Origin of the sequence: Uniformispora flossi, from assembly GCF_049534875.1 — a bacterium.
In the GTDB taxonomy this organism is placed as follows: domain Bacteria; phylum Actinomycetota; class Actinomycetes; order Streptomycetales; family Streptomycetaceae; genus Yinghuangia; species Yinghuangia aomiensis.
Genome location: NZ_JBMULZ010000004.1, coordinates 312,570 through 336,152 on the forward strand (window position 1 = coordinate 312,570; position 23,583 = coordinate 336,152).

Sequence of the window (23,583 nt, forward strand, 5' to 3'; positions counted from 1 at the left end):
GCGGACAAGTGGTTTCCACGATGCGGGACGGCAGCGCGGGCTAGGGCAGCAGTTCGACCCGCACATCCGCGGCATACCCGGTGTCGTGCGCGGTCCGCCGGGCAAACTCGGCGATCCCGGTCAGCTGCCGCTCGCCCAGCGAGAAGTCCAGGGCCTCGGCGAAGTAGCGCTCCAGCGTGGACGCGTCGAACGCCTCCCAGCGCGCCGCCTGCTCGGCGACCTTGGCCACCTCGGCCATCGACAGGTCGCGCGACTCCAGGAACGCCCGGTGCACCTCGCGCACCCGCTCCGGATGCGCGGCCAGGAAGTCGCGGCGCGCCGCCCACACCGCGAAGACGAACGGCAACCCCGTCCATTCCTTCCAGGCCTGCCCCAGGTCGACCACGTGCAGGCCGAGCCGCGGCGCGTCGTGCAGGGAAGCGCGCAGCGCGGCGTCGCCGATCAGCACGCCCGCGTCGGCTTCCTGCATCATCAGCGCCAGATCCGGCGGGCACGTGTAGAACTCGGGCCGCACGCCGAAGCGCTCTTCCAGGAGCAGCCGGGCGAGCCGGACGGACGTCCGCGACGTCGAACCGAGCGCCACTTTCGCGCCGTCGAGCTGCTCCGCGGGGACCTGGCTGACCATGATCACCGACATGACCGGGCCGTCGCTGCCGACCGCGATGTCCGGCAGCACCACGAGGTCGTCGGCGTGCCGCAGGAACTCGACGAGGCTGATCGGGCCGACGTCGAGGTCGCCGCGGACCAGCGCGTCGTTGAGGTTGTCGGGCGTGTCCTTCGTCAGCTCCATGTCGAGGAGGGCGCCGGTGCGCGCCATCGCCCAGTAGAGCGGAAGGCAGTTGAGGAACTGGATGTGGCCGACGCGCGGTCGGCGCGGCTGCGATCCGTCGCCGTTCCGGGCGGCGGCACCGCCGTCGGCGAAGGTGGCGGGGGCGTGCTCGTCGGCGCGGTCCGGGTCGCGGGGCGCCGTGTCCTTGGTGTCCACCCACTGAGACTATGCCCGGGTCCCGGGGCCGGGCGCGCGGGGCGGGTCACCCGCACGAGTGTCACCGACTCGCCACAACCTGGCCGCGCCGGTCCCACACATGACCGCCGAGCTGGCATTCTCGGTGCCGGGGTGCCCGCGGCCGGAAGGCCGGGCCGGCCGGTCGGACGGCGTGCCGGGCGCGGACGCGTGGCTTCCCGGACCGTGTGACCCCTGATTTACGGAGGCCCCAACATGCATCCCGGTCCCGGGTACCAGCAGGGCGAAGGCGGCATTCCCCCCGGCCCTCCCGGATACCCGCACCCGGGGGGCTATCCCCCGGCGCCGCCGGGGCCGCAGGCGCCTCCGGCCGCGTACCCGCCCGCGCCGGGCGCCTACCCGCCGGCGCCGGGCCCCTTCGACGTCGGACGGCCGGGCAACGGGCCCGCCACGCCGCATGCCGCGCCCGCGGGGACCGTACCGCCGGCGTCCGCGCCGCCGGGTTCTCCGCCGCCGGGTTCTCCGCCGCCGGGCTCGGTCCCGCCCGGATCGCTGCCGCCGGGGTCGACGCTGCCCGGTTCGGTGCCCGGGCCCGCCGCGCCCGGCCGTCCTCCGACCGGGCGGCCGCAGTACGCGGCGGTGCGCGGCGTCGTCGCCTTCCTGTGCCTGCTGCTGACGGTGCTGCTGACCATCCCGGCGATCACCGCGGCATGGCTGAAGAACGACGTGATCTCGGACGACGGGTTCACCGACAATGCGACGCAGCTGATCGAGAAGCGGGCCATCCGCGACGAAATAGCGTCCAGGATCACCAACGAGATCGTCGACCGGGCCGGCATCCCGACCGCCAAGAACCAGGTGCTGGCGTCGGTGAACAAGGTGATGGACACCGACGAGTTCCACCGGGTGTGGCGCGAGGGCGTCCGCCAGGCGCACAGCATCGTGGTGGACTCGCTCCTGGGCAAGGACACGGCCGTCACGACGACGGACCCCGACCGGCAGAACGGCACCGAGCTGACGGTGCACGTGGAGACGCCGCTGGAGCCGCTCATCGCCGAGCTGACGCGGGCGGGCGTGCGCGTCGACCGGAGCCGGCTGCCCGCGGACATCCCGGTGCGGCTCGCCGACATCCCGCATTCGGGCCAGGCGCAAGACACCCTCAAGGGCATCGACGACGCGGGCTGGATGATCCCCGGCCTGGCCGCGGCGCTGTGCGCGGTGGGCCTGCTGGTCGCCGTGCGGCGGCTGCGGGCGCTGGCGCTTACCGCGATGGGGGTGGTGGTCGCGTCCGGCGTCCTGCTGGTGGCGGCCAACCTCGCACGGTCGCCGGTGGTCGACGAGGCCACCACGAAGGAACTGGGCACCGACGCGACGGGGGCGGTGTACGACGTCTTCACCGAGACCCTCGTCGGCTACTCGTGGATCGTCCTGATCGGCGGGGTCGTCGCGCTGGCGGGCGCGGGCATCGCGGGCGCGGTGCTGCGGACGCGGCGGAGGACTGCCTGACGGCTTCGGCCGACGACTACGAGCGGACTGATGAACGAAGGCCGTCGCCGGGGATACCCCGCGGCGGCCTTCGTCTGCGCCGAAGTCTCTGTGTGTGCCGAGTCGGTCCGCGGTGGCTCAGAGGCCGGTCTGCCCGGGCCGGACCCACACGTTGCGGAGGCGCCCGTCGGGCGGCCTGAGGGTGAACATCACGCCGAAGCCGTGCTTGCCGTGGAACGCGTTGGAGGCCTCGTTGCGCGGCTCGGCGACCACGGCGGCGACCACCGGAGTCGTCGTCCACCCGTCGAGGACATGACGGTAGAGCAGCGATCCGATGCCGTGGCCGGCGGCCTCGCGCGCGACGCACACCTGCTTGACGACCAGGATGCCGCCGAGTTCGTCCGCGACGCGCCGGTTGAGCCATTCGTCCGCGCCGAAGTGGCGGTTGGCGTACGCCAGGACGAAACCGACGACGTTGCCGTCTTCCACCGCCACCTGGAAGTACTCGTGTGCGGAGAGCCGGGCGCGGTAGACCGTTTCGTCATAGGCGGAGACCAGGAAGCCCTCGCGGCGTGCGACCGCCTCGTCGAGCCCGTCGAGGCTGCGCGACTTCGCCAGCGCCGCGATGTCCGTCAGGTGCTCTTCGCCGGCTTGCAGGATCTCTATCTCCATACGCCGTACGCGCCCCATTCCACCAGGGCCGCCCCTCCGGACGGCCGAACTTGCATCGCGGACGCCGAACGCACGGCCGGTTCGACGAAACGATTCCGTCCCGGCACGGTAGGGACCTCGGCCCCGGAGGTCACGGAACGGCCAGTCCGCGAAGCTTGCGTCGGCCGATTCCCGAGCAAGATCGCCGGCGGCACGCGCGGGCCCGGAGGCGCTGGTACACGACATGCGCCGCCGGAAGGCGCCGCACGTGGCCGCGGCGGGCCGCGGGCACAGCACAGACGGCCGCCCGGTCGGCCCGGGCGGCCGTCGTGGTCCGACTATGAGGTGGACTGTGCGTCCGCGTCTGCGTTCGGGTTGGCGTCCGCCTTTGTGTCGGCCTTTGTATCCGCGTGTGTGTCCGTCAGGCGGGCTTGATGGGCGTGCGGCCCTTGGTGCCCTCCCACTTGGAGCCATCCTCCTGGGGCGTCAGCTGGTCGCGGGACGTGACCACCACGGTGAAGGCATTGGCCAGCACACGCTCGGTGCCGTCGGCCGACTTCACCACCACGTTCCAGGAACCGAACGCCGCCCCGGTCAAGTTCACCGTGCCGGTCAACGAAGTCCCGTCCAAGGCGGCCCCGGTGACGGTGACCGGAAGGTCGGCCTTGCCCGTGCGGGTGAGGCGAACGGTGTCGGTGCGCTGGAGCACGGTTCCGGTGAGGGTGAGGGTGGGGATGGTGTTGCGGGGCGCGGTGCCGGGAGACACGGCGGTCAGCTTGAGGACGTCGCTGCCGCACTGGGTGACGCGGCACAGGGCCTCGACCCGGTACGGCACCACCGCGTCGTTCGTGCCTTCCACGATCAGCAGCGCATAGCCCTGGGCCGGCGTGCCGTCGATGCGGCAGCGGAAGATCTGCTCGCCGGAGCCCGTGCAGGCGTTCCTCGCGTCGCCCCGGAGCAGGAGGGTCGGCCACGGCCGCGACTGCCCGGTCCCGGTGTCGACCGACGTCAGGTCGAAGGAGTCCTGCGCCTTGACGGGCACCACGACGCACTCGGCCGGGTGGTCGGGGCCGACCGTCCCGGTCAGGGTGAACCCGTGCTGCGACACGATCTTCGGGCACTCGGGCGGCGGACCTGCCGCGGTCGCCGTCCGCCAGACGCTCAGGCGCACCGGGCCGGCCGGCAGGGCGGTGCCCGCCGTCGGCACGGTGACCACGCGGTAGTCGGAAGCACCACCGAAAGCGCACGGGAAGATGCAGCCCGAGCCGGTCATCGAGCCCGCGGCACCCGGCGCGCCGAACACCGCGGCGGTCACCCGGGACCCGGACGGAACGGCGGCGCGGAACTCGTCGGTCGAGGCACCGGTCACCCGGACGCACGCCGCGGCGGTCGCGGAACCGAACGTCAGCGCGGTCGGCTTGCCGCCAACCGTGGTCGCGGTCGGCACGCACCCGGCGGCCGCAGCGGTCACGTCGCGGCGCACCACGTGGAACTCCGCGTCCGAAGCCGGGCCCCGCACGATCACGGTGGCGGCGCCGGGCGCCAGCTTGCAGGACACCGCGCCGGAACGCGCCTCGCCCGTCGTGCAGCCGCCGACGACCGAAAGAGCGCCGAGGTCGAGCGTGCTGCCTTGCACCCCCGCGAACTGGAACAGCTCTTCCGCGGCGTGGGCGTTCGCCGGAACGGCGAAGCAGCGGAGGGGGTGGCTCGCGTCGAACCGCGCGCTCGCCCCGGTGTCGGTGCCGAAGCCGTCCCGGCCCAATTCCGGGCAGCCGACAGGCTGGTCGAGCCGGAACACCGACACGGCGTAGGGGGCGACGGTGCCCGAGACCAGGAGACGGTACGGCGCGGGCCCGGTGAGGCGGCAGTTCGTCAACGGGCCGTCACATGCGGCGGTGCCGTCGGCGTTCAGGACCTCGAACGAGTCGGCGAGTGCCGCGTCGACGGCCTTGAGCACCGGCTTCGCCACGAGCAGCGTGGCGCCCGTCGGCGACGGCAGTTGCAGACAGGCCTGCGCGCCCGGCGCGAGGCTGCCCCGGTTGACCGGGTCCACGGCGCCCTGGTCGGACGTCGGGACACAGCCCGCGGTGGACTTCATGTCCACGAACGCGACCGTGGTCGACTTCGGGTGGCCGTCGACGAACGCCGTGTACCGGCCCGCGGCGTCGAAGACGCAGATGCCCGCGGCAGGGCACAGCGTCGAGCCGTCCGCGCGCAGCACCGGTGCGCCGACCCGGTACGGGCCGGGGGCGGGCACCTGCAGCGTGCGGCACGGCACGGCGCCCTGCGACGCGCCGGCGCCGAAGGCCTGCGGGGCGATCTCCGGGCAGCCGACGGGGTCGGAGAGTTGGCGGACGCGGAGGGCGTACGGGCCGACGTAGTGGTAGGTGCTGGAGGAAATCACCCGGTAAGGGCCGGTGCCTTGCAGCACACACCCGTACGGGTACCCGTCGGAGGCACAGGCGTCCGCGCCGGTCGGGCCGACGATCCGGTAGCCGCCGGTGGGGGTGTCGTTGTCCGCCGTGTCCACCAGGATCCGCGCGCCCGGCTGGGCGTCGAGGCGGCGGCAGTCCACCTGGTCTTCGGTGGCGAACTGGCCGGCGGTCGGCGGCTGACCGAACCCGGTCGCGACGGCGGGGAGACACCCGTCGGTGGTCGCGTACGACCGCGCGGCGATGTCGTAGGCGGCGGCGTAGGTCGCGTTGCCTTCGAGGACGAGTGTGTAGGTGCCCGCGGCCGGGAGCGCGCACGAGACGTACGCGGACTTGGCGCAGACGACCTGGTCGTCGGCCGTGGTCACGGTCTTCTGCACGGCGGTGTCGTCGTTGGCGACGACGAGGACGCCGGCCGGGGCGGTGACGCGGTAGCAGGCAGTCTGACGGTAGGTCAGAGAGCCGGTGGCGTGGGCGTCACCTGCGGGGCCGTAGGGGGCGAGCGGGAGGACCGCGCAGTCGGCGGCGTCCGCGGCGGCTTGAACGCCTGGCGTTTGCGGCGGGGTTGCCGGTGAGCCGGTGGGGATCGACGCGGCGCCTGCGGGGGTCGATGCGGTGTCGGCCGGCGCGGTGGTGGCCGGCGCGGTCTTCGGGTCCGCGGCGGCCGTCGGCGGGGTGGCCGAGTCCGTGGCGGAGACGCCGGCCGTGGGCGTCGTCGGGGCGCTCGGGTCCGCGGCCGACGCCTCCACCGGCACGATCAAAGCCGTGGCCAGGACCGTCACCGCAGCGAAACGTATCTTCAGGCGTGTGGCGCGAGACCCCAAGCCGAAACGGGCGTGCTTGAACATGTGCAGAACGGTCCTCCCCGAACCCCATCAGGCCGTCTCGACACGGCCGATGCCCCACCTGCCGCCCGCCGCGGGGCCGAAAACCGGCTGCACACACGGCGGCAGGGCAAATTATCAGGGAGAAGCACCACTTGGACAGCATTTCTGACAGCATTTCTCGGCCACCCGATGATCGTGACCGCGCTCACGCCCGCTTCTTGCGCCGCTGCGCGAACGCCACCGCACCGAGCGCCAGGATCAAGGCACCGGCGGCGGCGTACCGGAGCGGCCTCCGGGGGTGGCCGGCAGACCCGGCTTGGGCCTCCGGGCCGTTCGCGTCCGAGCCGGAGGCGGTCGCGGGGGGCGATGCCGCGAGGTGCCCGGCAGGGCTGGCGCACCCTCCGTTCTCCGGCGAGTCGGCCACCGGAGGCCACTGCTGCTGCTGGGGATTGGCCAGTCTGATCGGTGCTTCGTCGAGGTCCGAAATGCCATAGTTCAGGACGACGTAGCTCGGGAAGTGGTCGGACAGCGCCAACCGCAGACGCAGCGTCTGGTCACCCGGAGGCCCGGTGGCGTACGCGGCCAACGGAAACTCGTGGGTGGTTTCACGCCGCCATTGGGACGTGCGGGGGTCGAAGGCCTCCAGCGAGACAAGGCACTCCTCGTTCTCCACAGGGCTCCGCAGCATGGCGAAGTTCCAGCGGAAGGACGCGGACTCGGGCAGGTTCTCGGCGACGCGCACCGTCAGCTCTCGCGCGGGCGCACCGGGGACCCAGTTCTCGGAGAATCCGTCGAAGTAGACCGCGGCGACCAGATCGATGGAAGCGAAGGCGTTCAACCCCTGCGTTCCGGCGGCCGGATCGCCATCCGGACCGGTGTCGGCGACGCGCACCGCGGCGTTGAGCGTCATGCTGCCGTGGCGCAAATAGCCGTCGTCGACGCTGCCGGCGTTGAGGCGCAGTCGGGCAACCGTCGCGGACTCGCCGGGTGCCAGCTCCAGCGGCTCCGCGAGAGGGGTCGAAGCCCCGTGGTCCTCACCGAACGCGTAGGCGAACTTCGCGGTCTGCCAGTCGCCGTCGCGCAGAATCTCCACGTCGATACCCGGGTCGGCGATGCTGCCGTTGAAGGTCTCATACAGGCGCGACTCCTCGAGTCGAGCCGGCTTGCCACTGGCGTTGTGCGCTTTGACGGTGAATTCCTGGACACCGCCCTTCGGCAGGATCAGCGCGGGCGCGCCCTCAAAAGCCAGTTCCACGGCGCCCCCGGCCTTCCCCGGCAACCGCACCTCGGCCGGCGCCGCCGCGCCGACCGGCAGCGCCGCCATCCCCACCGTGACCAACGCGATCACCAACGCCGCAACTCTGCCGCGCACTTGTCCCCCGACCCGGTCCACCCACCCCACCGAACCGCCCGATGGTAAGGCCGACTTCCCACCATGTCGAGGGCCGGGTGCCGGGGGCTACTTCGCCTCGGCCTGCTCCTGGACCTGCACCTGGACTTCCGCCGGAGACGGCGGCTCGGCGTCCCGATTGGTCACCGCCCCGTCGTCCAACGAGCGCGGGTTCCGCCGAGCAGCCGTCGGATCCTCACACGAAGCCTGTGCACGTCGAGCACCGCCACCGCGCCGGCCGGCCCCGCACAGCAGAGTCGGCAACCGCAGGTGCGGTTCATCCACGGGCTCTCGCCGGTCTCTTGGTCGTACTTGCGGTGGTAGGCCACGTCGCCGGCTTGGGTCATCGCGGAGCCGATCACGGTGACCACACCCGCACGGCGGTCGACCATCACGCCGCCGACGCCGATGATCGCCTTGCGCATGTCGCCACCGGACTCCAGCGGGCGTCATGGGTGGCCGGTGCTCAAGGTCTATCCGGAGAACGACGTCTCAGCGTCCACGACGAACCGGAAGCAACGGCCCCAGTGCACGCAGCGGCTCGGCTGCGTGGGCCACCGCAGACGAGTACCGCGGGATGCGCGGGTGGAGAGATGCGGCGCACCCTTTGCTCGCCCAACCCAAACGGAGTTACCCGCCGCGACAACGAGCACTAGTGCACGGGCGTCCCCGCTTCTGCGGGGCCACGCTCTGTCGCGTACCGAGATCGCGATGTCGAGGGCGAGCGATCCCCGCGCCTGCGGGGCCGGCACTTCTTGACGCGCAGCCTAGCTTTCAGGCAGCGCCCCCGCCGTGACCTGGTATCGGTCGGTCGGGCCGGAGGAGTTGATGGGGTCGTGGCCGTAGAGCGACACGGACACCGTCACCTTGCTGCCGGAGTCGGCGGCCCCGGCCGCGCAACGAAGCGAAGTTGTCCATTCGCGAAGCGGCCCCACTCCCCCACGACACGAAGGGAAACGGGGCCGCTTGCGATGTGCCCGTCAGACGGAGACCGGCTCCCGACGGTCCGGCTGAGAAGGCACGTTCTTGGTCGCGTCATCGGCGTCCGACGAGGTGTCGTCGGCGGCGTCGATGTCACGCGGGTTGTTGTACTTGTCCATGTCGAGGATGCCCTGACGTGCGGCAACGATGACAGGTGTTGCAGCTTGGCCCGCTACGTTGGTCGCGGTGCGCATCATGTCGAGGATCGGGTCGATGGCGAGGAGCAGGCCGACGCCGGCGAGCGGGAGGCCGACGGTGTCGAGGGTCAGCGTGAGCATGACGATCGCGCCGGTGAGGCCCGCGGTGGCGGCCGAGCCGATGACCGAGACCAGGACGATGAGGAAGTAGTCCTTCAGGTCCAGGCTGATGTGGAAGTACTGGGCGACGAAGATCGCGGCGAGCGACGGGTAGATCGCGGCGCAGCCGTCCATCTTGGTGGTGGCGCCGAACGGGACGGCGAAGGACGCGTACTCCTTGGGGACGCCGAGGCGCTCGACGGAGCGCTGGGTCACCGGCATGGTGCCGACCGAGGAGCGGGAGACGAACGCGAGCTGGATCGCGGGCCAGGCGCCCTTGAAGAAGTTCACCGGGTTGACGCGCCCCACGAACGCGAGCAGCAGCGGGTACACGACGAACAGCACCAGCGCGCAGCCGATGTAGACGTCGGCGGTGAAGGTGCCGAGCGGCTTCAGCGAGTCCCAGCCGTAGGTGGCGACGGCGGTGCCGATGAGGCCGGCGGTGCCGATCGGGGACAGCTTGATGACCCACCACAGGGCCTTCTGCACGACCTCGAGGACGATCTCCGCGCCGTTGATCAGCGGCTCGGCCTTCTTGCCGACCGAGAGGATCGCCGCGCCGAGGACCGCGCCGAGGAAGACGATCTGCAGGACCTGTGGCTTGGGGCCGAACGCGTCGACGATGTTCGTCGGGACGATGCTGGTCAGGAAGTCGAGCCAGTCGCCGTTGGTGGCGGGCTTCTTCTCCAGGCCGGCGGGGAGGTGCACGCCCTGGCCCGGGTCGGTCAGCAGGCCGAGGACGATGCCGATGGTGACCGCGATCAGCGACGTGATCAGGAACCACATCAGCGTGCGCAGCGCGAGCTTCGCGGCGTTGTTGACCTTGCGCAGGTTGACCACGGAGATCAGCACCGCGGTGAACACCAGCGGCGGGACGGCCAGCTTGAGCAGGCGGACGAAGATGTCGCCGACCTGCTCGAGGGTCGTGGTCAGCCAGTCGGCGTTCGTGTTCTTGGCGATGAAGCCGAGGGCGACACCGACCGCGAGGCCGATGAAGGTCTGCGCCCAGAAGGGGATCTTGGGCAGGGTTCTCTTGGGGACTGCGGCAGTTGCAGACACAGAAGGGCTCCTGAAGCGGCCGGCCGAGTGCCGGGCACCGTGGCGAACGGGACGGGGGAGCGACCGCTTCAAGGCCCTGATGTGGCATGTGGAGGCACCGCGGAGGAGGTGTGCGCCCACCGGTCAGGTGCGGGGCCCGGTCGTCGGGGCTGACCCGCGAAGCGGTCGGGGCGGCGTGCGGAAGCGGTACGCGTAATTGCGTGGTGCGCGTACCGGTTCAGCTGACGCCGGCGCCGCTACACAGTGCGGTGGCGCAACGGCCCAGGTCGACATGCAGACGTGCCACGAGCGGGAAACCCACCGCCGTGCGCGTCGCATACAAGTCGCCTGTGCCGAACATGAGGTGGAGTGTAAACAGTCCATCAGTAAAACGACAAAATGATTACCGATGGCAGCCGGATGCTCACATTGCGTTCTTCGGGCGGGTTGCGTGGGTGATGTCCGAAATCAGCTCGTCCTCGGCCGACGCGCCTTCGTCCAGACGGGCCTTCGCGCGCTCGACGCGTTCCACCAGGGCCGCCGACATCGCGTCCCGCTGACTGTTCAGCAGGAAGTAGCTGAGCAGGCCGGACACCGCCAGCGACACGCCCACGACGAAGATGCCCGCACCGTCGCCGGTGAGCTTCAGCCCGTACCGCGCCAGCACCCACACCAGGCCCGAGACCACCGCGAACAGGCCGATGCGCAGCAGCGTGTAGCGCAGCGCCGGGTGGCCGCCGCGCGGGGCGGCCGGGTCGCGTGCCTCCAGCGCCCCCGGCTGGTCGGCCGCGGCCGGCACCGGGTTCTCGGTCGGGTTGTCGGACGCGGAGTGCGATTCGGACACGTCGGTTCCTTCTGCCGTTCCGTCTGCCATCGATGGCGGGGCCCGGCGGCGGGGCGCAGGGCGCCGGGCCGTCCGGACATCCAGTACAGCACCCCCGCAAAAGCGGCTCGGAGGGGGCCGCCCGGGAGCGGGAACACCGCAGCCCCGGAGCGGTCGCTCCGGGGCTGCGGCGGGGGTCAGAACTTCATCGGCTGGGGGACGTCCCGGCGGCCGGGCTGCGGTCCTTCGTACTCCCGCACGATCTGGTAGCGGGTGTTCCGTTCGACCGGGCGGAAGCCCGCGTCGCGGATGAGTTCGAGCAGGTCGTCGCGGGTCATCTTGTTCGGCGTGCCGAACCCGTCCGCGTCGTGCGTGATCTTGTACTCGACGACCGAGCCGTCCAGGTCGTCCGCGCCGTGGTTGAGCGCGAGCTGCGCGGTGGCCAGGCCGTGCATGACCCAGAAGCACTTGACGTGCGGCACGTTGTCGAACAGCAGCCGGGACACCGCGAACACCTTGAGCGCCTCGGCGCCGGTGGCCATCGTGGTGCGGGCCTGGAGCCGGTTGCGGACGATGCCGTCCCGGCTGTCGTGGAAGTCGTGCTGGTAGCGCAGCGGGATGAAGACCTGGAAGCCGCCGGTCTCGTCCTGCAGTTCGCGCAGCCGCAGCACGTGGTCGACGCGGTGCCGGGGCTCCTCGATGTGGCCGTACAGCATGGTGGCGGGCGTCTTGAGGCCCTTCTCGTGCGCCAGCCGGTGGATGCGCGACCAGTCCTCCCAGTGGGTGGCGTGGTCGACGATGTGCTGGCGGACCTCCCAGTCGAAGATCTCCGCGCCGCCGCCGGTGAGCGACTCCAGGCCCGCGTCGATGAGCTCGTCGAGGATCTCGGACGCGGTGAGGCCGGAGATCGTCTCGAAGTGCTGGATCTCGGTCGCCGTGAACGCCTTCAGCGAGACGTCCGGCAGCACCTTCTTCAGCTCGCGCAGCGACCGGGGGTAGTACCGCCACGGCAGCGTGGGGTGCAGGCCGTTGACGATGTGCAGCTCGGTGATGCCGTCCGGCTCCATCTCCTTGGCCAGCCGCACGGCGTCCTCGATGCGCATCGTGTACGCGTCCTTCTCGCCCGGCTTGCGCTGGAACGAGCAGTAGGCGCAGGACGCCTGGCACACGTTCGTCATGTTGAGGTGCCGGTTGACGTTGAAGTGCACGACGTCGCCGTTTTTCCGCGTCCGCACGTGGTGCGCGAGGCCGCCGAGCCACGCCAGGTCGTCGCACGCGTAGAGCGCGATGCCGTCCTCGCGGCTGAGCCGCTCGCCGGAGAGGACCTTGTCCTCGATCTCCTTGCGCAGACCCGAGTCCATCGTTCGCTTCTCCCTGCCGATCCGTGCCGAACCTTGCCGAACTGTGCCCATCCGGGGTCCACCGGTGCACAGCGGCGCCGGGGGAACGAGCCTACGCCTCCGGTTCGCCCGGCAGATCGGCGGCGCGGTACTCCCACTTGGTGGACAGCACGACCGTGGTGCGGGTGCGCGCCACGCCGCGGGTGCCGGACAGCCGCCGGATGACCTGCTCCAGGCCCGCGACGTCGGGAACCCGGACCTTGAGCATGAAGGAGTCGTCGCCGGAGATGAACCAGCAGTCCTCGATCTCCTCCACGTCGCGCAGCCGTCGGCTGACGTCCTCGTGGTCCGCGGCGTCGGACAGCTGGAGGCCGATGAGCGCGGTCACGCCGAGGCCGAGGGTCACCGGGTCGACGGTGGCGCGGTAGCCGGTGATGACCCCGGCCTGCTCGAGGCGGTTGATGCGGTCGGTCACGCTGGGGCCGGACAGGCCGACAAGCCGGCCCAGCTCGGCGTACGACGCGCGGCCGTTGATCCGCAGCGCCTGGATGAGCTTGCGGTCCACCGCATCCATGCTCGTTCTCCTCTGCCAGTCCGCGTTTCCGCGTTCTGCTCGTGCCCGGCTGGTGCCGTGCTCGTGCCGCGCGTGGGGATTTCCCACACTTTCGGCGCTTCCGTCGATCTTGCCTTCTTTGCCCATCCCTGCCATGAACTGCGGCTTAAAACACAGCGTCATGGGATGCACATCACACGGTTATCACCAGGAATGAGGCCGTGTTGGCCTGCGTTTCACTCGACGTTAACGATCGCATCCCTTAGAATCGAAGGCAACCGGAGGCCATCAACCTCCGATTCAACAACACCGCCGACCCGATCGGTTGGCGGACCGGGAGGGACCCATCATGTACACCCTCGAAATGGCCCGTGCGCACATCCAAGAGCTGCACGAGCAGGCGGAGCGCACGCGCCCGATCGGCCCGCGCCCGACCCTGAAAGCCGTCAAGAAGTTCGTCGCCCGCGCCCGCAGCGCCCGCTGACCGGCGCGGCGCGGCGAGCTCGCCACCGGACAGCCCGCGGCACAGCGGGCCGCAGCTCCGGCCGAGGACCGCACCGGACCGCACCCAGGTTCCCGATCCGGTCCTCACGGCGCGGCGGCCTCCGCCCGCCGGGCGCCGCCCAACGTGCCGTCCCACCGCCGGAACAGGGTGTGCGGCACACCCAGGACGTCCAGCACCTTGCCGGCCACGAAGTCGACCAGCCGCTGGACCTCCGACGCTCCCGCGTAGAACGCCGGACTGGCCGGGAGAACCACGGCACCCGCGTCGTCGAGACGCACCAGGTGCCGCAGGGTCGTCCCGGTCAGCGGCGTCTCGCGCGGCACCACGACGAGGGGCCGCCGCTCCTTGAGCGTCACGTCCGCGCTCCGCTGCACCAGGTCCTTCGACAGCCCCAGCGCGATCCCCGCCACCGAGGCCGTGCTGGCCGGCACCACCGCCATGCCCTTCGCCGGGTACGAGCCGCTCGACGGGCCCGCCGCCATGTCCCCGGCCGGCCAGTACGCCACCCGGTCGAGCCCGGCGTCCGACTTCAGCCAGTCCGCCAAGTCGTCGTGCCAGTGCGCGTCACGGAACGCGATGCCCGTCTCGTCCAGGATCGTCAGCCGCGCCGCGCGGCTGACCACCAGGTCGACAGCCTCCCCCGCATCCAACAGGCCGCGCATCACCGCGGCCGCGTACGGCGTCCCGGACGCTCCGGACACCCCGACGATCCACGGCCTGCGCTGGTTCCCCTGCATACCGCCCATTGTCCCAGCGCCCCGACCGGCCCTCGCCCGGCCCTCCGTACGGTTGCGGGAAGTCCCCGGAATCCGCGCCCGACCCGCCGAATCTGTTGACCGCGGCCTGCCCGGGCGCTGGACTGGGGGACGAAGGGGCCGCCGGGGGGCGGCCCGCCGTCCAGGGAGGCTTCGGTGTCCCCGCTCCTGCCCGGCCCGCTCCGGGGCCTGCGTACCGCACTTCTCACCACCGGCCTCCTGCTGGCCGTCATCTGGGCCGTCGAGATCGTCAACCTCGCGACCGACTACTCGCTGACCGGCTACGGCATCACGCCGCGCCGCCTGGACGAACTGCCGGACGTGCTGACCGCGCCGTACGTGCACGCGAGTCTCGGCCACATCATCGGGAACACCGTGCCCCTGGCGGTGCTCGCATTCCTGTGCGCCACCCGCGGCTTCGTGCGCTTCGCGGCGGTGACGCTGACCGTGAGCGCGGTGGGCGGCCTCGGCGTGTGGCTGATCTCGCCGTCGGGCACCTCGACGGTCGGCGCGAGCATCCTGGTCTTCGGCTACTTCGGCTATCTGCTGGTCCGCGGCTTCGTCGACCGGCGGATCTTCGACATCCTGCTCGCCTTCGCGATCACCTCGGTCTACGGCTGGACGATGCTGTGGGGCGTCTTCCCGTCGTCGCCGTCGATCTCCTGGCAGGGCCACGTGTTCGGCTTCGCGGGCGGCGTGGCCGCGGCCTTCGCGCTGCGGCGCGAACGGGAGGGGCGCGGCGAGCGTGCCCGGGAGGCGCGCAACCCGCGCGGGCAGGCGGCGGCTTCCGGTCCGCGGCCGCTGTCCGACGAGCTGAAGGACATGGGTCTGCTGTAGGCGCCGCGGCGGGCCGCGGACCGCCGCGGACATCCCGGTGGACGGCGTCATGGTTCGGCGATACAACTGCGGATTCGGACACCAGTCCGAGCACCATTCCACCCGGGGGGAAACGTTGCGCCACCGCCGTATCGGCCGCGCCGCCGCACTCATACCGCTGGTGTTCCTGGCCACCGCGTGCGGCGGACTCGGGACCGACTGGGCCCGCCAGGCCCGCGACGTGGCCGACGCGCCGGTCGGCAACACCGGCGCGCCGAACACCGGCATCAGCGCCGAAGACCTGATGAAGCGCGTGGCGCAGGCCGACCGCGATGTGCGCAGCGTCCGCGCCGAGTTCCACGGCACCCTGTACGGCATTCCGCTGTCCGGCTTCTCGCGGATCAACGCGTCCGGCGACAAGGAGTCGGAAGTCCTGCTCAAGGGCAAGCGCATGCACGAACTGCGGGTGGGGTCCTCGCAGTACATGCTGATGGAGCGCGGCAGCTTCGAGGTGCTGTTCGACGCCATGAAGTCCTCGCCGGGCTACTCCGAGCGGAACGAGCCGGACGGCGACTTCCGCGAGTTCGCGAAGCTCATGGAAGGCAAGTACCTCAAGCAGAAGGCGTCCAAGGGCTTCGGCGGGGGCTTCGGCACCGTCGAGGGGTTGTGGGGCAGCGGCCCGTTCGGCGGGGACGACACCGAATCCGACGCGGGATCCGACGAGGACGACGAGGGGTACTACGACGACGCTTACCCCGGCGAGCCCGCGTACAGCCTGGGGACGCCGACCACGGTCGGCGGCATCGAGACGATCCCGGTGAAGGCCGTCTCCGACGACGGCGAGGGCGGGAAGATCACGGAGACCCTGTACATCCCCACGCACGGCACTCCGCTGCCGGTCCGCATCACCGTCGACGAGGACGGCGACGGCAAGAACGAGGCGTCCATGGACACCCGGTACACGCACGACTCCGGCGGGACGGTCACCGCGCCGAAGGACGACGACACCGTCGACATGGACAAGGTGATGAGCGGGATCTTCGGATCCGGCGGGTCGGACGACGACTACGACGGCGGGGGCCGGGGCCCGGGCGGCGGCACCGCCGCCTGACCGCTCCGTGCGGCGGGGCTGCCCGTGGGCCCGCACGGGCCCACGGGACGACGCCCGGTCAGAGCCGGAGGCCGCGGACCACCAGGTCGAGCAGCGCGCACACGAACAGCGCAATGCCGATGAAGCCGTTGGTGGTGAAGAACGCGCGGTTCAGCTTGGACAGGTCGTCCGGCTTGACCAGCGAGTGCTCGTAGACGAACGCGGCCATGACGAGCAGCAGGCCCAGCCACCAGAAGAACCCGGCGCCGGTCAGCACGCCGAACCAGATGAACAGCAGCGTGGTGAAGACGTGCGTGATCCGCGACGCGTACAGCGCGTTCGCGATACCCCAGCGGGCCGGGACGCTCTTGACGCCGTGCGCGCGGTCGGCGGCCACGTCCTGGCAGCCGAAGATCAGGTCGAAGCCGCCGATCCACGAGCCGACCGCGAGGCCGAGGACCACCGCGTCCCACGACCACGAGCCGGTGACCGCGAGCCACGCGCCGATCGGGCCGATCGCCTGCGCGAGCCCGAGGATGGCGTGCGGGATGTCGGTGAAGCGCTTGCCGTACGGATAGACCACCATCGGCACGACGGCGAGCGGCGCCAGCGCGAAGCACAGCGGGTTCAGCAGCGCGGCCGCGACCAGGTAGAAGAACAGCGCGACCAGCGCACCCGCCCACGCGGTGCGCACCGAGACCTTGCCGGTGACCAGCTCGCGGGTCGCCGTGCGCGGGTTCCGCGCGTCGATCTCGCGGTCGATGATGCGGTTGCACGCCATCGCGAACGTGCGCAGGCCGACCATCGCCACCGTGACCAGGAACAGCTCCCAGTAGTGGACGTGGCCGTTGACCTCGAACATCGCGGTGAGCGCCGCGATGTAGGCGAAAGGCAGCGCGAAGACCGAGTGCTCGATCATCACCAGACGCAGGAACGCCCGGGTGCGGCCTTCTTCGGACGGTGCGGGGAAAGCTGCGGAAGTCACCGGGTTCGCTCCGGGGTGTCCGCGCGGTCCGCGCGCCGGGTGCGCGGCCGGGACCGCTCCGCCCCGGCCGCCGCTCTGCCTGAAGCCATGGCGTCTCCGATCCCGATGCCCATTGGTCTGCCCACTGGTCTGCCTACAGGTCCGCTCGCAGGTCCGATCAAAGGTCCGATCACAATCCGTACTGCTTCCATCGCCGCGTGACCAACTCGGCCGTGGCGGGGTCCGAAGCGACCATTTCCGGCCAGCCGCCGTCGCGCGTGTAGCCCTCCTCGGGCAGCTTGCGCGTCGCGTCGATGCCCGCCTTGCCGCCCCAGAACTGCTGGTAGGAGGCGTGGTCGAGGTGGTCGACGGGGCCTTCGACGACGCAGAGGTCGCGCGCGTAGTCGACGTTGCCGAACGCCCGCCACGCGACTTCCCCGTAGTCGTGCACGTCGCAATCCGCGTCGACGACGACGATCAGCTTGGTCAGCGACATCATGTGCGCGCCCCAGATCGCGTGCATGACCTTCTGCGCGTGCTTGGGGTATTTCTTGTCGATCGAGACGATGGCGCAGTTGTGGAAGCCGCCGGCCTCGGGCAGGTCGTAGTCCACGATGTCCGGGACGATGATCTTGAGCAGCGGCAGGAAGAACCGCTCGGTCGCCTTGCCCAGCGGCCCGTCCTCGGTCGGCGGGCGGCCGACGACGATCGACTGCAGGATCGGCTCCTTGCGCATCGTCACGCAGTCGATGGTGAGCGCCGGGAACGGCTCCATCGGCGTGTAGAAGCCGGTGTGGTCGCCGAACGGGCCCTCGTCGCGCATCACGCCGGGCTCCAGCCAGCCCTCCAGGACGACCTCCGCCTCGGCGGGGACCTGGAGCGGCACGGTCTGGCAGTCGACCATCTCCACCCGCTTGCCCTGCACGAAACCCGCGAAGAGGTACTCGTCGATGTCGCCGGGCAGCGGAGCGGTCGCGGCATAGGTCACCGCGGGCGGGCAGCCGAACGCGATCGCCACCGGCAGCCGCTCCCCGCGCTTCGCCGCGACCTGGTAGTGGTTGCGCGAGTCCTTGTGGATCTGCCAGTGCATGCCGATGGTGCGCTCGTCGTGCCGCTGGAGCCGGTAGAGGCCGAGGTTGCGGACGCCGGTGTCGGGATCCTTCGTGTGCGTCAGGCCCAAGTTGTAGAAGGAGCCGCCGTCCTCCGGCCACGTGTGCAGCGCGGGGATGGCGGTCAGGTCGACTTCGTCGCCCTTGAGCACGATCTCCTGGCAGGGCGCGCTCGACACCTTCTTCGGCGGGATGTGCGCAACCGACCCGAGCTTCCCGAACGCTTCGCGCAGCCCGGAGAAACCTTGCGGCAACTCGGGCTTGAGCAGGCCGCCGATCTTGTCGCTGATCTCGGCGTACGAAGAAAGGCCGAGCGCCTTGAGCATGCGGCGGTCGGTGCCGAACACGTTCATCGCCAGCGGCATCGAGCTGCCGCGCACGTTCTCGAAGAGCAGCGCGGGGCCGCCGGCTTTGTTGACGCGGTCGGTGATCTCGCCGACCTCGAGGTGCGGATCCACCTCGACGCGAATGCGCCGGAGGTCGCCGTCCTTCTCCAGGGCTTTGAGGAAGGCGCGGAGGGTGCCGTATGCCATGGGCACCAGTATCGGATACGGGAGGACGAGCTCCACCGACCGGGCTCCCTGTCGGGCCCTCCCTCCTCCCACCACTTCGGGACTCGGTCTCGCGTCGGACGCCCCTCCCCCGCCCCCTCCGCCATCGGCCCGCCGGCGATCACCCCTGGCGGTCGCCCCGACACCGTCAGTTTCCTTCAACCGGCACGGCGTGTCCCACCTCCTCACCCCAACCCTGTGGATAACCCCCAGCCACCACACCCGCGAGTGAAAAAGGGAACCCATCCGCCCCCCGCTTCCTCAAATACTTTGAACACCGCACGCCGTCGGGGACTTGGGGAGGATGCAATGGATGTCGCGGTCGAACCCGCCACCGGGTCGGCGGTCGATTCCCGGCTCGAATCGGTCGTTGTCTATGCGCAAGGGGCCATCTGCACCCGTCGGGCACGGGTCGCCGTGCCCGACGGGCATACCGGTGAGCTGCGCGTCCAGGTCGGCGGGATCCCGTTGGCCGCCTACGCCGAGTCGCTGCGCGGCAGCGTCGTCGACGCGGGCGGCGCGGTCCGCGTCGCCGACGTCCGGCCGCACCTCGAGACCCAGGTCGTGACCGCCGAGGACCTGCCGCGGCTGCGCCGGGTCCTGGACGAAGCCCGCGAGCGGGCCCGGCGGCTGGCCGGGCGCCGGGTGCGGCTGCGCACCGAGATCGACGCCACGGCGGCGCTGCGCGCGGTGCCGGCCAAGCCGCGCCGGGAGGATCCGTATCCGCGACCGGCGTCGGTGGAGCCGGTGCTGGCGCTCGCGGACTTCGTGGACACCCGGCTGACGAGCCTGCACGAGTCCTACCGGGCGGTCGATGCGGAGTGCCGTCAGGCCGACCACGACGTCACCGTCGCCAAGCACCGGCTCGACGAGGCCTCGGGGGCCCTGCGCACCACCGATACGCAGACCACCGGTGCGGCGGTGCTGACGCTCGACATCGCCGAGTCCGTCGCCGGGGAGGTGCTGCTCGACGTCGAGTACCAGGTGCCGGGCGCCCGCTGGGTGCCGCAGTACCAGCTGCGGCTCGACCCGGCGATGACCGGCGGTTCGCTCGTCATGCGTGCGGCCGTCGCACAGCGCACCGGCGAGGACTGGTCCGGGGTCCGCCTCGGGCTCTCCACCGCCGACCTGGACCGGCGCACGGACCTGCCGGAGCTGCGTTCCCTGCGGATCGGCCGCCGTCAGGCCGTCCCGCCGGCGTCCGGCTGGCGCGAGCCGCCGTCCGGGCTGGACGAGCTGTTCACGGGCTACGACACCCGGCGGCAGGCCCGCCTGGCGAGCGAGGAGGGGTACGCGGGCGCGGTGGCCGTCGCCGGGCCGGGCGGCATGGGCGGCTACGGCGCCGCCGAGGAAGCCGACGAGGACCAAGTCTGGTACCGGTCCGCCCCGCCGATGCCGACGATGGCGCTCCCGGCGATGACTCCGCCGCCTGCCCCGGCCGCCCCGATGCCGGTGCCGCAGGCGCCGGGCGGCGCGCCCCCGCCGCGGGCCCGGCGGCGCGCCATGCCGGCCGCGGAGGCCCGCAGCTTCGCCGGTGCCCCCGCGGCGGCCGCGCCGATGTTCGACGCGATGCCCGAGCCGAGCGCGCCCGTCCCGGCCGGGCCGCCGGTCCCGGATGCCGACCTGCTCGACTATGCGGGCCTGACGCTCGCCGGGCCGGACGATCCGGCGCGCGGCCGGTTGGCGCCGGGCGTGCGGGCGAACCTGGTGGCGGACGAGTACCGGCGCCGGGCCGAGGCCGTGTCCGGGCTGGTGCTGCCCGCGCACGCGGCGCGGGTGCGTGAGTCCGCGGGGTCGTACGACTACCGCTTCGACGTCGCCGCACCGGCCGACGTCGCGTCGGACGGCACCTGGCACACCGTCCCGGTGTGCACCGTCGAGGTGGCGCTGGAGCCCGAGTTCGTGTGCGTCCCGTCGGTCGACGAGGCAGTGTTCGGGACGGTGCACGTCACCAACGCGTCGGCGCACGCGCTGCTCGCGGGCCCCGCGGACGTGAGCGTGGGGGGCGAGTTCCTCATGACGGTGCCGCTGCCGACGCTGGCGCCGGGCGAGCGGCAGCGGGTGGGGGTGGGCGTCGTGGAGAGCATCCAGGTCGCCCGCCGCAGCCATATGCGCGAGTCCACGGCGGGGTTGCGCGGCGGGACGACGCTGCTCGAGCACACCGTGGAGGTCGACGTCGCGAACCATCTCGGCCGCGAGATCGTGCTCGAAGTCCTCGAACGCGTCCCGGTCAGCGACGACAAGGACGTGCGGATCGACGAGCGCGCCGCCGAGCCCGCGTGGGAGCCGGACACCGAACTCCGGGACGGGCGGCTGGTGCGCGGCGCCCGGGTGTGGCGGCTGCGGATACCCGCCGCGACCACCCGCACGCTGGTCGGCGGCTACACGCTCCGGATCCCGACCGGCAAGGCGGTCGTCGGCGGAAACCGGAGGGCGTGACGATGCGGCTCGCACAGGGAGGGGACGCCGCGTCCGGTGGCGCACCGGACGCGCGGCAGGCAGCACCGCTCGGCCGCCGAGGCGGCCGGGCGGCAGGGTTTCGGCAAGCAGCGGCAGGATTTCGGCAAGCAGTGGACCGCGCCCCGCGTCCGGCGGAGCGCCGATCGGGGGAGGTGCCCGCGTGGCTGAGCTGACGTACCACCGGAACGACGACGCGGTCGCGGAGCCGCTCGCGCTGCCCATCACGGCGGTGACCTGTCTGGAGGACCGCGCCCAGGTCGAACGCTCCGGCACGGTGGAACTCGCCGCCGGGACGCAGCGGTTGCGGATCGGCCCGGTGACCGCGCTCGCGGTGGACCGGTCGCTGCGGGCCGAGGTCGTGGACGGTGCCGGGGTGACGGTGGTCGATGCGCGGGTGGTCCGAGCGGCGACCGTGCCGCCACCGGTGCCGGGTGCGGACGCGTCCCGGCTGCGGACCCGGGTGTTCGACCTCGAGCAGGAGGTCGACGAGCTGGACCGGCGCAAAGTGCGGGCCGAGTCCGCGCTCGCGGTGGCCGGCCAGGCTCGCGCCGAACTGCACCGGGCGCTGGCCGAGTTCGCCGGAGCGGACAGCGGCTCGTCGGGCGTGCACTTCGACACGATCGACTGGGCGGGCCGGCTGGAGGCGGTGGACGCCGCGGAGGAGCAGCGCCACGAGGACCTCCAGACGCTGCGCTACGAACGCGAGCGGGTGTCCGCGCGGCTGACCGAGGCACGCCGCGCGTTGGCGGCGACCGAGGAAGCGCCGTCCGAGGTCGGCGCGGTGGTCGAGGTCGTCGTGGAGGCCGAGCAGGCGGGCCGGGTCGCATTGCGGGTGGTGCATCTGGTGCCGTGTGCGCTGTGGCGGCCCGCCTACCGGGCGACGCTGGCCGCCGACGGCACGTCGGTGCACCTCGCTGCGGACGCCGTGGTGTGGCAGCGGACCGGCGAGGACTGGAACGGGGTGCGGCTGTCGCTGTCCACGGCCCGGCCGACACTGGCCGCGAAGCCGCCCGCGCTGGTCGACGACGACATCCGGCTGCGGGACAAGAGCGACGAGGAGAAGCGCACGGTCGAGGTCGACCTGCGCGAGGAGGACGTCAGCACGGTCGGCGCGGTCGCGTCGAACGCGGCCGAGCTGCCGGGTGTAGACGACGGCGGGGAGGTCCGGGTGCTGGCCGCGCCGACGCCGGTGACGGTGCCGTCGGATGGCCGGCCGCACCGGGTGCACCTCACCGGTTTCACCGCGGCCGCGCGGACCGAGTACGCCGCGGCGCCGGAACTGTCGCCGCTGGTGTCCCGGGTCGCGTACTTCCCGAACGACGCGGGGCACGTGTTGCTTGCCGGGCCGGTGGACCTGGTGCGGGAGAGCGGGTTCGTGGGGCGCGGGAGGCTGAAGTTCAGCGGCCAGGGCGAGGAGGTGCGGCTGCCGTTCGGGAGCGAGGACACCTTCCGGGTGGTCCGGCACGTCTCCGAGCGGCGCGACACCAAGGCGCTGACCGGACGGACCACCACGACCCGCACGGTGCGGGTGTTCATATCGCACCTGGCCGGGACGGGCGCGCCGGTGCCGGTGGTGCTGCGGGAACGCATCCCGGTGTCCGAGGTGTCCGCGGTCGAGGTGGAGATCGACGCGGCGGCGTGCGCTCCGGCGCCGGGGAAGGCCGATGCGGAGGGCATCGTCCGGTACGACCTGGAGCTGACCCCGGGCGAGCGGCGCGAGATCGTGCTGGTCTACGGATTGTCGGCGTCGGGCAGGGTCCAGGGGCTGTGACGGCGGCCGTGGCCCTTCTCAGCCGGGTGCGGGCCCGTAGTCTGGACATGCACCACCGCCCACCTCAGGGAGTCGTCTCCGATGCTGCGGCTCGCACCGTTGGTTCTGCTGTTCGCCGTCCACCTGTACGGGTTCATCGATTGCCTGTCGGCCGATGAGCACAAGGTCCGCACGCTGTCGAAGCCTGCGTGGATGGTCGCCCTGCTCATCCCGGTCCTCGGCGCGCTCGGCTGGTTCACGGTCGGCCGCCCGCGGGAGGACGCGGCGGGGCGGCCCCGGACGCGCTTCGTGGCGCCGGACGACGACCCCGAGTTCCTGGCGTCGCTGTCCAAGAGCAACCAGGAGCACGAGGACATGCTCAAGCGCTGGGAGGAGGACCTGAAGCACCCCGAACAGGACCTCCGCGGCGGCGACGATCCGGAACCGGACTCGCGCCCGAAGGACTGAGTACCCGAAGGGCTGAGCACCGCAGCCGCGCCGCGGCAGTGACGACGACGGGGCGGGTCCCCGGCACGGATGGCCGACCTGGCATCCGTGCGGGATCCGCCCCGACGTGTGTCGCGGCTCGGGCTCGGCGGGAATGGCGCGCGCGTGGGGGCGCGGCTCGCGGGGGCTTGTGAAGCTCACGGGATCTGGGGCTCGCGGGGCAGGGACTCACGGGGGGTAGAGGCTCTAGGCGCGCGGAGAGCGCGGAGAGCGCGGAGAGCGCGGAGAGCGCGGAGAGCGCGGAGAGCGCGGAGAGCGCGGAGAGCGCGGAGAGCGCGGAGAGCGCGGAGAGCGCG

General features: G+C 71.8%; 19 protein-coding genes. 7 read left to right on the forward strand and 12 right to left on the reverse strand.

The window, feature by feature from the left end:
* Positions 1-40 precede the first annotated feature (40 nt).
* Positions 41-853 carry a menaquinone biosynthetic enzyme MqnA/MqnD family protein gene (locus tag ACPA54_RS11310; RefSeq protein ID WP_423528996.1) on the reverse strand — a complete coding sequence of 271 codons (813 nt, stop codon included), beginning with the start codon at positions 851-853 and terminating at the stop codon, positions 41-43.
* Between the two features lie 693 nt (positions 854-1,546).
* On the opposite strand from ACPA54_RS11310, the gene ACPA54_RS11315 reads away from it, so the two are divergent.
* Positions 1,547-2,470 carry a hypothetical protein gene (locus ACPA54_RS11315; RefSeq protein WP_423528575.1) on the forward strand — a complete coding sequence of 308 codons (924 nt, stop codon included), beginning with the start codon at positions 1,547-1,549 and terminating at the stop codon, positions 2,468-2,470.
* A gap of 117 nt (positions 2,471-2,587) precedes the next feature.
* Here the strand turns inward: ACPA54_RS11315 and ACPA54_RS11320 are convergent, their stop codons facing one another.
* The 8 genes from ACPA54_RS11320 to ACPA54_RS11355 form a co-directional block, all read right to left on the reverse strand.
* Positions 2,588-3,121: a GNAT family N-acetyltransferase gene (locus ACPA54_RS11320; protein ID WP_423528577.1), complete on the reverse strand. Its 534-nt coding sequence runs from the start codon at positions 3,119-3,121 to the stop codon at positions 2,588-2,590.
* 400 nt (positions 3,122-3,521) lie between these two features.
* Positions 3,522-6,314 carry a hypothetical protein gene (locus ACPA54_RS11325; protein ID WP_423528579.1) on the reverse strand — a complete coding sequence of 931 codons (2,793 nt, stop codon included), beginning with the start codon at positions 6,312-6,314 and terminating at the stop codon, positions 3,522-3,524.
* A 250-nt stretch (positions 6,315-6,564) separates the two neighbouring features.
* The gene (locus ACPA54_RS11330) at positions 6,565-7,710 is read right to left on the reverse strand and encodes a hypothetical protein (protein ID WP_423528581.1); all 1,146 of its coding nucleotides are present in this window, start codon (positions 7,708-7,710) and stop codon (positions 6,565-6,567) included.
* Between the two features lie 182 nt (positions 7,711-7,892).
* The gene (locus ACPA54_RS11335) at positions 7,893-8,174 is read right to left on the reverse strand and encodes a hypothetical protein (RefSeq protein ID WP_423528583.1); all 282 of its coding nucleotides are present in this window, start codon (positions 8,172-8,174) and stop codon (positions 7,893-7,895) included.
* A 555-nt stretch (positions 8,175-8,729) separates the two neighbouring features.
* A complete protein-coding gene (locus ACPA54_RS11340; protein ID WP_423528585.1) occupies positions 8,730-10,085 on the reverse strand; it encodes a dicarboxylate/amino acid:cation symporter in 1,356 nt (451 codons plus the stop codon).
* Between the two features lie 403 nt (positions 10,086-10,488).
* Entirely contained in the window at positions 10,489-10,908 is a 420-nt protein-coding gene (locus ACPA54_RS11345; protein ID WP_423528587.1) for a DUF4229 domain-containing protein, read from the reverse strand.
* Positions 10,909-11,084: 176 nt separating this feature from the next.
* The gene (mqnE, locus tag ACPA54_RS11350) at positions 11,085-12,248 is read right to left on the reverse strand and encodes an aminofutalosine synthase MqnE (RefSeq protein ID WP_423528589.1); all 1,164 of its coding nucleotides are present in this window, start codon (positions 12,246-12,248) and stop codon (positions 11,085-11,087) included.
* 91 nt (positions 12,249-12,339) lie between these two features.
* On the reverse strand, positions 12,340-12,801 hold the full coding sequence (locus ACPA54_RS11355; protein WP_345681205.1) for an Lrp/AsnC family transcriptional regulator: 462 nt from the start codon (positions 12,799-12,801) through the stop codon (positions 12,340-12,342).
* Positions 12,802-13,129: 328 nt separating this feature from the next.
* On the opposite strand from ACPA54_RS11355, the gene ACPA54_RS11360 reads away from it, so the two are divergent.
* The gene (locus ACPA54_RS11360) at positions 13,130-13,264 is read left to right on the forward strand and encodes a hypothetical protein (protein ID WP_345681204.1); all 135 of its coding nucleotides are present in this window, start codon (positions 13,130-13,132) and stop codon (positions 13,262-13,264) included.
* A 104-nt stretch (positions 13,265-13,368) separates the two neighbouring features.
* Here ACPA54_RS11360 and ACPA54_RS11365 read toward each other — a convergent pair whose 3' ends face one another.
* Positions 13,369-14,022 carry a UbiX family flavin prenyltransferase gene (locus ACPA54_RS11365; protein ID WP_423528591.1) on the reverse strand — a complete coding sequence of 218 codons (654 nt, stop codon included), beginning with the start codon at positions 14,020-14,022 and terminating at the stop codon, positions 13,369-13,371.
* Between the two features lie 174 nt (positions 14,023-14,196).
* Between ACPA54_RS11365 and ACPA54_RS11370 the strand changes: the two genes are divergently transcribed.
* Positions 14,197-14,877 (forward strand): rhomboid family intramembrane serine protease, encoded by a 681-nt coding sequence (locus ACPA54_RS11370; RefSeq protein WP_423528593.1) that lies wholly within the window; start codon positions 14,197-14,199, stop codon positions 14,875-14,877.
* A 115-nt stretch (positions 14,878-14,992) separates the two neighbouring features.
* Positions 14,993-15,967: a hypothetical protein gene (locus tag ACPA54_RS11375; RefSeq protein WP_423528595.1), complete on the forward strand. Its 975-nt coding sequence runs from the start codon at positions 14,993-14,995 to the stop codon at positions 15,965-15,967.
* 58 nt (positions 15,968-16,025) lie between these two features.
* Here ACPA54_RS11375 and mqnP read toward each other — a convergent pair whose 3' ends face one another.
* The gene (gene mqnP / locus ACPA54_RS11380; RefSeq protein ID WP_423528597.1) at positions 16,026-16,931 is read right to left on the reverse strand and encodes a menaquinone biosynthesis prenyltransferase MqnP; all 906 of its coding nucleotides are present in this window, start codon (positions 16,929-16,931) and stop codon (positions 16,026-16,028) included.
* Between the two features lie 169 nt (positions 16,932-17,100).
* A complete protein-coding gene (locus tag ACPA54_RS11385) occupies positions 17,101-18,552 on the reverse strand; it encodes a menaquinone biosynthesis decarboxylase (RefSeq protein WP_423528599.1) in 1,452 nt (483 codons plus the stop codon).
* 327 nt (positions 18,553-18,879) lie between these two features.
* Here ACPA54_RS11385 and ACPA54_RS11390 point away from each other — a divergent pair, with 327 nt between their 5' ends.
* The 3 genes from ACPA54_RS11390 to ACPA54_RS11400 all read left to right on the forward strand — a co-directional run bounded on the left by ACPA54_RS11390 (position 18,880) and on the right by ACPA54_RS11400 (position 23,248).
* Positions 18,880-21,009, forward strand: coding sequence for a DUF4139 domain-containing protein (locus tag ACPA54_RS11390; RefSeq protein WP_423528600.1), 2,130 nt, complete (start codon positions 18,880-18,882; stop codon positions 21,007-21,009).
* A gap of 181 nt (positions 21,010-21,190) precedes the next feature.
* Positions 21,191-22,801: a mucoidy inhibitor MuiA family protein gene (locus ACPA54_RS11395; RefSeq protein WP_423528602.1), complete on the forward strand. Its 1,611-nt coding sequence runs from the start codon at positions 21,191-21,193 to the stop codon at positions 22,799-22,801.
* 81 nt (positions 22,802-22,882) lie between these two features.
* Entirely contained in the window at positions 22,883-23,248 is a 366-nt protein-coding gene (locus ACPA54_RS11400; protein ID WP_423528604.1) for a PLD nuclease N-terminal domain-containing protein, read from the forward strand.
* Positions 23,249-23,583 lie beyond the last annotated feature (335 nt).